The organism is Streptomyces sp. NPDC047981 (genome assembly GCF_040653315.1).
Classification (GTDB): Bacteria; Actinomycetota; Actinomycetes; order Streptomycetales; family Streptomycetaceae; genus Streptomyces.
This window is the reverse complement of sequence record NZ_JBEZNQ010000007.1, coordinates 137,394-150,165: the sequence shown is the minus strand read 5'-3', so window position 1 is coordinate 150,165 and position 12,772 is coordinate 137,394. Positions and strand designations below refer to the sequence as shown.

The following is a 12,772-nucleotide window of genomic DNA, read 5'->3' as shown; positions in this document are numbered from 1 at the left end:
GAACGCCGTTGTCCGATCGGCGACCCGAGGGTCGACGTCCACGGACTCGGAACGTGATCACCTTGGTCGTGCTGCCGGTGCGTGCCGGCACTGCGCAGGAACGGCGAGGGGTGGTGCCACCTGCGAAGTTGCGCATTCCTACCACGACACCCGCCGCACACTGTGTGGCGCATGTCACCTCACGCACGGTGATCTTCGAGAATCCCAGGGAGCGTGACACGACCGTTATCCGGACAGACATGTCCGTTCACAGTGCACTTATCTCCGCAGGTCAGGAGCGTTCGAAGCCATGCACATGTCCCTGCGTCAGCTCTCCGCCCGGTCTTCACGCACCGGTTGCGACGTGTGTCGTCCGGCCGGGCGCGCGAGGAGGTGGCGCGGGTCCGTCGGCGCACGGCTGATCGCCGTTTCGACGGCTGTGATGCGGTCGGCGAGCAGGCCGAGGGCGGCGACCGCGCGGCCGAGCGCAGCGAGATGGGGGTCCCCCTGGCCGAAGGTTGGAGGAGGGTCCTCTCCGGCGCCGCCGAGTGCCCGGGTCCGCAGGTGGGCGGAGGTGACCTCCGCCCAGCGAGCGGCCTGCGAGGGGGTGAGGGTGCCGCGCAGCTCGGAGAGTTTCAGGAGGTTGGCCTCGGCGTCGACGGTGAGGGTGTAGTGGTCGTCGATGACGGCGGCGAGTTCGGCGTCGTTCATGGCCGGTGAGATACGGGCGACGATCTTGTTCATGTTGCGGTACGAGCCCTGGAGACGGAAGGGCGGTTCGGTTCGGGCGTCGTCGGACTGGGCCGCGGACGCCATGTAGGCCGCGTTGACCGCGAGGACCGTCGCGCGGGCGGTCAGCAGGTGGCGCAGGACGGCGAGGACGCGGTCGAGTTCGGCGGGGGCGGAGGGGTGGGTGAGCCGGTCGCGCCGCGAATCGCTTGCCGCGCAGGTCGCGGCCGCCCAGGGTCCGGGTGGCGTCGCAGGGCGGGATGACTTCTGCAGGAACTCCGGCGCGGTGTGCTGGATGTCGTCCAGGTACAGCAGGACGTTGTTGCCCGCCGCGAGCGCGAAGGCGATCTTCTCCAGCTCCCGGCGGGCGGCGGCGTCGGGCGCTTCGGCGGGGTCCAGGGAGTGCGTGTTCCGGCCGAGGCTCGTTCGGGCTGCCACCGTCGCCATGCACGCAAGGCCGAGCACGAGCGACACGGCCACTCGGGCCGCGAAGCGACGTCCTGGCGGCGCAGCCGGGGCGGCGCCGGTGGCCGAAAGGGGGCTTTACGGCAGCGGTGTCGAAGTGATGTCACTCACCCGACTTCCCGTCGGCGCGGGCGAATTGGCAGGTTACGTGCCCGTCTGCGTGAGGGGTGTCATGAGCCGGCGACCACCGAGCCGTAGTCCATCTTCGGTCGAACTTGTGTGTGGGCTGTGTGAAGGATATGAAACCCCCCACTGATCATCTATGTGGGGGATTACGTGCGAAGAGCGCGACCACTAGTACTCCTAGTGGCATTCATGATGGCTGTTCTGGCAGGTACGGAGCAGGCTGCACTGGCGGTGACCCGCTGGGTCGCTGCGAAGGCCGGCCCGGGCGCCGGCGAACTGCCCGAACAGGGCTGGGGATCGGCCCGCGGACGCGGGCACAGCGCGACCGGCGATGCCACCGACGCGTCCGCAGCCGGCGGCCGCGAAGGCGCCCTGAAGGCACCGGGCGAGCTCGCGCCGGACTCGGCGGCCTCCGCCCTCCGGCTCGGTGGCGTACCCAAGCCGCCGGCGAAGCCGTCCTACACCGAGGTGCCGGCGCCCAAGGCCGCAGCCCCGAAGGGTTTCGACGCCAAGGCCAGCACCGAGCTTCCGGAGAAGCGCACCGAGCGGGGTCGTACGTTCCGGAACGAGGACGGCACCTTCACCACGCGCTTCTACAACGAGCCGGTCAACTTCAAGGCCGCCGACGGCAAGTGGAAGAGCATCGACACGCGCCTGGCGCGTGCCGAGGACTCCGGCCCGCGGACGATGAGCGGCACCTCCGGACCCGGCTGGGAGACCCGCTCGACCGAGGACGCGGTCTCCTTCGCCGAGTACGCGGACGCCGACGTCCTGGTGCGTCTCGCGGCCGGCGAAAAAGCCACCATCGGCTACGCCGTCGACGGCGCGGCCCGCTCCCGGGGACGTGTCACCGGCAGCGTCATCACCTACCCGGAGATCCGGCCCTCCGCGGATCTGGAACTCGTCGCGGGCAGTGACTCCGTCAAGGAGACGCTGGTCCTGAAGAACGCGCAGGCGCCGTCCGAATGGCGGTTCCCGCTGGCGCTGAACGGACTGACCGCGCAGCTCGACGGCCACGGCGGCGTCTCCTTCCTGGACGCCTCCGGCCGTCAGCAGGCAGCGATGCCGCCGGGCTGGATGGAGGACTCCGCGAAGGCGCCCAACTCCGACGAGGGCGTCATCTCCTCGGGCGTGACCTACCGCCTCGAAGGCCGCGGCAACCGCCAGGTGCTCGTCGTCTCGCTGGACAGGCGGTGGCTGTCCGCCCCCGAGCGCGTCTTCCCGGTGAAGGTCGACCCCTCGGTCGAGAGCGCCACAGCGACCTCCGACACCTACGTCGAGTCGCCCTACAACCAGAACTTCTCCAGCGACAAGGTGCTCAAGGCGGGCACGTACGACGCGGGCGGTCACAAGGCCGCGAGCTTCCTGAAGTTCGGCGGTCTGGAGAACACCCTCAAGAACGCGTGGGTCGTCGACGCCAAGCTGGCGCTGTTCAACTCGTGGTCGTACTCGTGCACCGCGCGCCCGGTGACGGTCCACGCGGTGACGTCGAACTGGGCGGAGAGCACCACCAAGACGTACCCCGGCCCGGCCACCGGCCCGGCCCTGGGATCGAAGTCCTTCGCGCACGGCTGGCTCCCTGAAGGGGCCTCCAACTGGTCCTGCGCTCCCGCCTGGGAGGCCATTCCCCTCGGGGCCGAAGGCCGGCAGCTCGTCGACGACTGGACGCACGGCCGCAAGCCGAACTACGGCCTGGCCGTGAAGGCGTCCACCTCCGACTCCAAGAGCTGGAAGAAGTTCCACTCCGAGGACGAGGCCGGCGGAAAGCCCAGCCTCGACGTCACGTGGACGAAGTACGGCGCCACCTACGGCCTCGGCGGATTCGTCCAGCCGATGACGGCGACCAGCGAGGGCACCTTCAAGGTCACGGTCACGAACCAGGGCCAGCAGACGTGGGGCAAGGACAGCAACTACAAGCTGCGCTACGACCTGTACGACGCCAACGGCAACCAGGTGGGCGGCGACTACTGGAGCAAGATCCGGTGGACGCCCATGCCCCACGACGTCGCACCGGGCTCCTCGGTGACGCTCGACGCCAAGATCGCTCCGCTCGCCCCCGCGACCTACACGCTCGTGTGGACGATGGACGAGTACGGCGTCAGCTCCTTCGCGGCGGCGGGCGTACCGGGCCCGGCGGTCAAGTTCGACGCGGTCAACGTGCCGCCGTACCTCACCTCCGCGGCCCCGCCGAGCGGCACCGTCGTCGACACCCGCACCCCGACGCTGTGGGCCAGGGCCACCGACGTGGACAAGTCCCCCGGGGCGCTGACCTACCAGTTCGAGATATGTGAGGTCGAGGGCAAGGACGTCCGGAAGAACTGCCGGGGCAACACGCACGCGGCTTCCGAGAGCTGGACCGTTCCGGCCGACTGGCTCACCTGGGCGAAGACCTACGCCTGGTACGCGTACGCCAACGACGGCAAGGACCAGTCGGCGCGCACCGCTCCGTCGATCCTGACCACACAGGTCCCGCAGCCCGTCATCACCTCCCATCTGGGCGGCGCGAACGACAGCCGCGGCTTCGGCGAGCGCTCCGGCAACTACGCCACCTCCGCCACGGACACCGCCGTGCCCGTGGTCGGGCCCGAACTCGCGGTCACGCGTACGTACAACTCGCAGGACCCGCGCACGACCGGCGCCTTCGGTGCCGGCTGGGCCACCCGCTGGGACATGCGGGCGACGGCCGAACCCGACGGCAGCGTCGTGATCACCCTCGCGACCGGCAGCCAGGTCCGCTTCGGCAGGAACAACGACGGCACCTACAGCGCGCCGTCCGGCTCGATGGGTCTGCTGACCACCGTCGCCGGCGGGGGCTGGACCCTGCGGGACGCGAGCGCGGCCCTCTACACCTTCGACGCGACCGGTCTCCTGACCAAGGTCAAGGACGGCCACGACCGCGAGCAGTTGCTGACCTACACGGGCGGCAGACTGACCAAGGCCACCGACGCCGTGTCGAAGCGGTCGCTGACGTTCACGTGGAGCGGTGCGCACGTCGCGTCGGTCTCCACCGACGCCGTCGGGCCGTCCGCGCCCGCCCTCGTCTGGTCGTACACCTACCAGGGCGACCTGCTGACGAAGGTCTGCCCGCCGACGTCCACGACCGCCTGCACGGCCTACGAGTACACCGGCGGGTCGCACTACCGGAGCATGGTGCAGGACGCCAACCCGGTCGCGTACTGGCGGCTGAACGAGACCGAGGGATCGCTCGCGCAGAGCGAGGCGGTCTCCCGCACCGGTATGAACGCCGGGCGCTACCGCGACGTCACCCTCGCCGGCGCCGGTGTCCTCGCGGGCACGGGCAACGGTTCGGCGTCCTTCGACGGGACCAGCTCCTACGTGGAGCTCCCGGAATCGACCCTCGCGTCGTCCACCGTCCTGTCGGTCGAGGTGTGGTTCAAGACCGACAAGGCCGGCGGCGCACTCGTCGGCTTCCAGGACGCACCGGTCGGCCCCACCGCTCCGGTCCGCTACAACCCGGTGCTCGCCATCGACGCCGCGGGCAAGCTCCGCGGGGCGTTCGAGAAGGCGGACGGCGGCCTGGTGCCCATCACCTCCGCCACCGCGGTGAACGACGACGTCTGGCACCACGCCGTACTCACGAGCACCGCGACGAACCAGACGCTCTACCTCGACGGCGCGGTCGTCGGTACGCTGGCCGGCCCGGTCGGTCACGCCGAGAAGTCCCACGCCTACCTCGGCGTGGCCTACGGAAACAGCAGCTGGGACGGGATCGCCGCCACGGGCAACCGCTTCTTCAAGGGGTCGATGGACGAGGTCGCGGTCTACCACCGTGCCCTGGACGCCGGGTCGGTCCGCGCGCACTACGCGGCCCGCACCGGGACCTCGAAGCTGTCCAAGGTGACCCTGCCCTCGGGCCGTACGGGCGGCACGGCCGAGTACGACGGCGACACCGGGCGCGCCACCAAGGTGACCGACGGGAACGGCGGTGCGTGGCAGATCTCCGCGCCCCGCTACGCGTCGGGTTCGCAGGCGTACGCGGACGCCGTGCACGCCTCGGGTCCGGTGAACTACTGGCGCCTGGGCGACGGCAGCGGAGCGGCCGCGGCCGACGAGATATCCGCCGGCGGCAACGGCTCCTACCGTGACGGTGTCACCCTCGGCGGTGTCGGGGCCTTCCTCGACGGCGACGACGCCGCGATCACCCTCGACGGTTCGAAGGGTGTCGTCTCCGTCCCGTCCGAGTCCATCAGCAATGCCACCTCGCTCTCCGTTGAGCTGTGGTTCAGGACCGACAAGCCCAGCGGTGTCCTGCTGGGTCTGCAGAACACCGAGCTCGGCACCACTCCGACGATGTGGAACGCAAGCCTCCTCGTCGACGGAGAGGGCAAGCTGCGCGGTCATCTGTGGGACGGTCCGTCAGCGGGCTGGCCGGTCATGGGCGGCGTGAAGGTCACCGACGACAAGTGGCACCACGTCGTCATCACGGGCGGCCCCACCGGACAGTCGCTCTACCTCGACGGAGCCAAGATCGGCTCCAAGGCAGGTGTCGTCAAGCCGGAGACCCTGGTCCAGGCCTACCTCGGCGCCGGCTACTCCAGCGAGGCGTGGGACGGCCAGGCCCGCGCCACCCGCTATTTCAACGGCCGGCTCGACGAGGCCGCGTTCTACACCAAGGAGCTCGACGCCCAGACGGTCGCCGACCACTACAAGGCCCACAGCAAGGCGGTCAGCGGCAGCGGTGACCAGTACCGCGGCGTCGTGACGGCCGCCCGTCCCGCGGGCTACTGGCGCCTGGACGAGACCGCCGGCACCACGGTGAAGAGCCGGGTGGCGTCCGTCGACGGCACCGGCACGTACACCAAGGCGGTCCTCGGGACCACCGGTGCGTTCGGCCCCGGTGACGGCTCCGCGGTGCAGTTCGGCGGTGACGGCTTCGCCGAGCTGCCGCCGGTCGGAACCGTCACCACGGACGTCTCCGCCAGCGTGTGGTTCCGCACCGACAAGCCCGGTGTCATCCTCGCCGACCAGTCGGCACCCGTCGCGGGAGCCGCCGACGCGAGCGGCAGCTGGACCCCGGTCCTGTACGTCGGCGCCGACGGCAAGCTGCACGGCGAGTACTACTCCGCCGGCGTCACGGCCTCCAACGCGTCGCCCGGCACCGTGACCGACAACCAGTGGCACCACGCCGCCATCACGGCCAAGGGCGGCACCCAGACGCTCTACCTGGACGGCGCTCAGGTCGCGACGAAGTCCGCCGCCCCGGTCGGGCACCAGAGCAACAGCCGGACGTTCCTCGGTGCGGGCTTCGCCAAGTTCTGGCCCTCCGCCCCCGGCAACGTCAGCTACTTCACCGGCGCGCTCGACGAGGCCGCGGTCTTCCGCCGCGGTCTTTCCGCCGATGAGGTGGCGGCGCAGTACCAGGCCCGCGCGTCGTCGTCGGTCTCCTCGCTCACGTCCACGGTGACGGTCACCGACCCGGCGGGCACGACGACGAGCAGCACCTTCGACGCGGTCCGCGGACAGCGCAGGGTCATGTCGACGAACGCGGACGGCGGTGTCACCACGTACGCGTACGACACCGGTGGCTTCCTGCACACCGTCACCGACCCCAACGGCCACTCGGTCGTGACAGGTCATGACGAACGCGGCAACACCGTCTCCACGACGACCTGCCGGGACGCGAACTCCTGCTGGACGTCGTTCGCGGAGCACCACTACAACGAGGCCGACAAGCTGGACCCGCGCAACGGCAAGCAGACCGCCGTGCGCGACGGCCGTTCCTCCGGGCCGGCGGACGACCGGTTCCGCACGACCACCTCGTACACCGCCCTCGGGCAGATCGACACGGTCACCCTGCCGGACGGCCGCAGGACGTCGACCACCTACACCCTGGGCGACGAGCCCGCGGTGGGCGGCGGAGCGACCCCCAAGGGCCTGGTCGCCACCAAGAAGAGCACCGGCGGCGCGACCGTCTCGTACGCGTACTTCGCGAACGGCGACCTGGCCAGGGCCACGACCCCGTCCGGGCTCGTCACCTCGTACACCTACGACGGCCTCGGACGGAAGCTGACCGAGACCCAGGTCTCCGACGCCACTCCGAACGGCGTGACCACGACGTACACCTACAACACGATGTCCCGCGTCTCGTCGGAGACCGGGCCGGGAGTGAAGAACGAGATCACCGGTGTCACGCACACCGCCAAGGTCAGCCGTACCTTCGACGCGGACGGGAAACTGCTCACCGAGTCCGTGGCGGACATCACCGGCGGCGACGCCACCCGTACCACGAGCTACCGGTACAACGCTGCCGGCCTCAACGAGAGCGTGACGGACGCGGAGGGCAACGAATCGGCCTTCGGCCACGACGCGCTGGGCCGGGTGATCCGTGAGACGGACCCCGCGGGCAACGTCGTCACGCACGCCTTCACCAAGCGCGGGCAGCTTGCCGAGTCGGTGCTGAAGGACTGGACGGGCGACCCGTCCGGCCAGATCCGTGACCTGGTCCTGGTCTCCCACGCGTACGACCCGGCGGGCCGCCTGGCCTCGACGACGGACGCGCTGGGGGCCACGACGGCCTTCACCTACTTCGACGACGGCCTGAGCGCCACGACGACGGCGAAGCAGGTGACACAGGCTGACGGTTCCAAGCGGGACGTCCTGCGGGAGTCGCTGGTCTACGACGGCGCGGGCAACGTCACCTCGCAGACGGCGAGCGGCGGTCGTACGACCGTCAGAACCGTGGACGCCACGGGCCGTCCGACGCGGTCGGTCTTCGACCCGAACGGCCTCAACCGGGTCACCGCCATCGCCTACGACGGCGACGACCGGGTCACCGAGCAGAGCCAGTCCATCGACGGCTCCGGTAAGAAGCTCACCTCGACCACCGAGTACGACGCGGCCGGCAACCCGAAGAAGTCGACCGTCACCGACGGCACCGGCACGCGCACCTCGTCGGCCACGTTCGACCAGCGGGGCCTCGCCCTGACCCAAATCACCCCCCGTGGCCACACCTCGATCAGCCGCTACGACGTGCTCGGCCGCCTGGTCGAGACGACGGCGCCGCAGGTCCAGGTCGAGGAGAACGGCGGTGCGGCCACGGCTGCCACGCCGAAGGCGGCCACGGGCTACAACACCTTCGGCGAGGCCACCGAGGCGCGCGACCCGCGCGGCGTGGTGACCCGTCTGGAGACCGACAAGCTGGGCCGTCCGACGGCGGTCACGCTGCCCGACTACACCCCGCCGGGCGCGACGACGGCCATCACCGCCGTCACGCGGACCACGTACGACCAGCTCGGCAACACGGCCTCCACGACCGACGCGCTCGGCCGTGCGACCAACTACGCCTACGACCAGCTGGGCAACCTGACCCGCAGGACCGACCCCGCGGTCACCGGTGCGCAGGGCCTCCAGGCCTCCGGTGCCACGACCTTCGACGGCACCTCCACCGACCTGTCCGGCCGCGGTGTCTCCACCTACACCTGGACCCCGACCGGTCTGCCGCTCTCCGCGACCGACCCGACAGGAGCACGCACCGAGTCCACCTACGACCAGCTGGGCCGTAAGCTCACGGCCACCACCGTCGAGCGCAGGCCCACGCTCCAGAACCTCGTCTCCCGCTACACCTGGGACGACGCGGACAACCAGACCGTCTCGGCCACCCCGGGAGGCCTGCGGACCATCTCGTCGTACGACACGGCGGGTCAGGTGCTCACGGTCACCGACCCCCTCGGAGGTGTCACCCGGGCCTCCTACGACGGCCTCGGGCGCCAGACCGAGTCCACGGACGCCACCGGCCGCAGAACGGCCATGGCCTACGACGTCCTCGGCAACCTGACCTCGTCGACGGAGTACGGCACGGGCACGACCGCCCTGCGGTCGACCGTCACCGAGTACGACGCGGACGGCAACGTCACCGCGTCCGTCTCACCCACCGGCGCGCGCCGTACCCACACCTACGACGCCGTCGGCCGGATGACCACGCAGGTCGAGCCGGTCACCGCGACGGACTCGATCACGACGACCTTCGGCTACGACGCCGCGGGCAACCGCACGCGCCTCACCGACGGCCGCGGAAAGGCGACCTACCACACCTTCAACACCTGGGGTCTGCCCGAGAGCACGATCGAACCGGCCACCAGCCAGCACTGGACCGCGGACGTCCGCACCTGGTCGAACGTCTACGACGCGGCCGGACGGCTCGTCACCGAGCTGCTGCCGGGCAACGTCAAGCGTCAGAAGACGTACGACGGCCTTGGCCGGCTGACCGGTGAGACCGGCTCCGGCACCGCGGTGGCCACCCGGCCCCGCACCCTGTCGTACGACCTCGCCGGCCGGCTGACCGGCGCGGGCGGGGACGGCGTCCTCGCCGCCAACGCGTACACGTACAACGACCGTGGTCAGCTGCTGTCGGCCGACGGTCCCGGCGGCAGCGCGTCCTACGCGTACGACGCGGACGGTCGCATGACCTCCCGCACGGACGCCGCCGGCGTGACGGCCTTCTCCTACGACCAGGCGGGCCGGCTCGACACCACGACCGACCCGCTGACCGGCACGCAGGTCCGCAGCGACTACGACGCCGCGGGCCGCCCGATCCTGCAGGAGTTCGCCAGGCCTGCGGGCGGAGGCCAGTACGCGGTCGGCGCGAAGCGCACGTACGCGTACGACGGCCTCGGCCGGATGACCAAGGACGCGGTGAGCCGTACCGACACCGGCGCCGAGGTCGAGAGCATGGCGTACGAGTACGACCAGGCCGACCTGCTGGTGAGGAAGACCACGGCGGGCACCGCGGGCGCGGGCGAGCAGACCTACGCCTACGACAGGTCCGGCCGCATGATCTCGATGACCGCGGGCGGCGGCACCACCACCCCGCTCGAGTGGGACAAGTCCGGGAACCTGACCAGGAAGGGGGCTGTCACCGCGACCTACGACTCCCGCAACCGGCTGGAGACGTGGGGAGCCCAGAGCTTCACCTACAGCGCACGCGGCACCGCGAAGTCGGTGACCGAGGGAGGAGTCACCCGCCAGATCGGCTCGGACGCGTTCGAGCGCACGATCACCAACGGCACGAGCACCTTCACGTACGACTCGCTCGACCGGGTCATGACCCACAACGGCGCGTCGTTCTCCTATGACGGCGGCTCGAACCAGCTGGTCAAGGACGGCACGACGACCTACAGCCGCAATCCCGGAGGAGCCCTGCTCGCCAGTGCCGCCTCCGGCACCGCGGGCTCGGCGAGTCTGGCGGTCGCCGACCGGCATACCGACCTGGTGGCCGGCCTGACACCGGACGGCAAGTCGGTGGCGTCGTCGCGTGCCTACGACCCGTTCGGCAACGTCACCGCCTCCAGCGGCGGCAACCCGGCCGTGGGCTACCAGTCCGGGTGGACGGACAGCTCCACCGGCGAGGTCAACATGGCCTCACGCTGGTACCAGCCGGGCATCGGCAGCTTCACGAGCCGCGACACCTGGCAGCTCAACCCGAGCCCGTCGGTCCAGGCCAACCGCTACACCTACGCGAACGCGAGTCCGCTCAACGGCACGGACCCGAACGGTCACCTTCCCTTGTTCCTCGCTGCCATCCCCCTGTGGAAGGTGGCCGTCGCAGCCACCGCCGCCGTGGGGGTCGGAGCGGCAGCCCATACGGCGGTCAACGCCAACTGGAGCACCGACAACGACTGGAACTGGCGCCAGAACGACAAGCAGAGGGACCGCTGGAACCCGCAGCCCCGCCCTCGCCCCTTCGACGTCTGGGACGAGAAGAAGTACATGCGGGACCAGCGGAAGAAGCAGCCGCAGGCCCAGCCGCAGCCCCAGCCGAGGAGCACCTACTGCCAGCGCAACCCGTGGCTGGCCGCGTGCGGCGGAGGGAAGAAGGGTGCGCCGCCGAAGGCGGGCAGCTCCGGCGGCGGTGGCGGCGGCTGCCGTCCCTGGTGCCGCACGAGCTGGGGCAACTTCCCCGGCCCGTCCTCCGTCGACGACGGCAACGCCAACGTCGACCCGTGGAAGCCGCCGCCGGTCGTCGTCCCGAACCGCAAGCCCGAGGTCGCGATGGACGCGGTCGCAGCCGGGCAGTGGACGCTGGCCGACGGCTGGGCCGCCATGTTCGGTTCGGCCGATCTCCTGGACTTCTTCAAGGAGCACCCGGACTTCGACCCTGATGGAGACATCGCGGCCGACTACGGGCTCGGTCTTCATCTGACACCGACCGAGGAGAACGAAGGGGCGTTCGACAGCTCACCTGTCGATCGCCGCGGCTGCAAGCAAGGCAATTCGGCGATCTACTACATGCCGCTGGACAGCCTTGGCCGTGCACAGGGTGCGCGTGCCTGTCTCAATAGCGGTGACTACAACTACACGACCGGCAAACACGAAAAGTGGAAATTCGATACGGAACCCACCAACCTCGTGGGTACGGGGACCGAATGGCCGCTCAACAGGGGCGACGGCTGGAACAACCAGCCTCGCGGTTGGAAGCTTGGCGCAGGCCTGCAGCGCGGGCATCTGATCGCCAAGTCCCTCGGAGGGTCCGGTGAGGACGCCCGTAATCTGGTCCCGCTCTACGACAGATCGAACTCGCCTGACATGTCGAGCATCGAAAGGGATCTCGCCAGGCGGGTCGAGACGGGGGAGACTCTCTACTACAGCGTCACTCCGGAATACGTCGGCAACAACCCCATCCCGATCCGGGTGCACCTGGGTTGGATAGGTAACCGAGAAGGTGCGGGTTATGCTCGCATCGAAAACTATCCTCACTAGACAGAAGTAGCCGAGGGACCATGGCGAGCTGGGTGGACAGAATCGTCGGCCGGCTCCCTTGGTCCCCGCTGGCCCTGGAGATCTCCTGGGGGGAGATCGAAGAAGAACTTCAGTGCTCCCTCCCAGGGGACTTCAAGGAGTTGTGCGAAACCTTCGGGCGCGGCGTTTTCAGTGGGTTCCTGGAGATTGCCTCGTCCGCGGGTGGTGCGGACCTGGAACTCCTGCGGCAGTGGCGTTCACTGCGGCGGATCGTGGAGGTCAACCCGTTCGCGGCGGCGGACCTTGAGCGCTACGGGGTCTACCGGTTCGGTTCCCGAGGGTTGCTCCCCTGGGCAGACACGTACTCGGAGTGCCAGATCTACTGGCTGGCGAGCAACGAGCCTTCGGAACGGTGGCCCATCGTGGTCCAGGATTCCGAGGGTGACTGGTCGGAGTTCGCGATGTCGGCCTCGGAGTACGTCTTCAGGACACTGACGGACGAAGAGTTCCGCTTCGGTGTGGCCAAGTACGGCCCGCCCTACTTCGAGGCGGCTTCGCCCAGCTGAACCAGGGCGAAGAGTGAAATGTGCGGCGCGGCGTGTCTCTTGGAGACCGTCGCGCCGTTTTCGTTGCTCCTGCCGGAATCAACCGATGCCACTGGGCCCGTTTCGGGGACCGTTCGGCCCCAGCGAGATACCCGTGCTTGGACGAGACTGATGACGTCGGATCTGGAGGTCATGGGGCACGTGGAGTGCCGGACCGAGCGGAGACCGGAGAA

At 69.7% G+C, this 12,772-nt stretch carries 2 protein-coding genes and 1 pseudogene; 2 read left to right on the top strand and 1 reads right to left on the bottom strand.

The genetic code is table 11. The features are described 5' to 3' along the window. Nucleotides 1-306: 306 nt before the first annotated feature. Nucleotides 307-1,110, bottom strand: a pseudogene (locus AB0E14_RS06905) (hypothetical protein); the annotation flags it as partial. A gap of 378 nt (nt 1,111-1,488) precedes the next feature. Between AB0E14_RS06905 and AB0E14_RS06900 the strand changes: the two are divergent. After that, complete coding sequence (locus AB0E14_RS06900) at nt 1,489-12,015, top strand: LamG-like jellyroll fold domain-containing protein (RefSeq protein ID WP_362413251.1); 10,527 nt, start codon at nt 1,489-1,491, stop codon at nt 12,013-12,015. A 20-nt stretch (nt 12,016-12,035) separates the two neighbouring features. Then, complete coding sequence (locus AB0E14_RS06895; protein WP_362413249.1) at nt 12,036-12,560, top strand: hypothetical protein; 525 nt, start codon at nt 12,036-12,038, stop codon at nt 12,558-12,560. The last annotated feature ends 212 nt before the right edge of the window (nt 12,561-12,772 follow it).

What these genes read in the sequence shown, in the direction of transcription:
- AB0E14_RS06895 (WP_362413249.1), top strand. Translation starts at nt 12,036, where the DNA reads ATGGCGAGCTGGGTGGACAGAATCGTCGGCCGGCTCCCTTGGTCCCCG.
- AB0E14_RS06900 (WP_362413251.1), top strand. Translation starts at nt 1,489, where the DNA reads ATGATGGCTGTTCTGGCAGGTACGGAGCAGGCTGCACTGGCGGTGACC.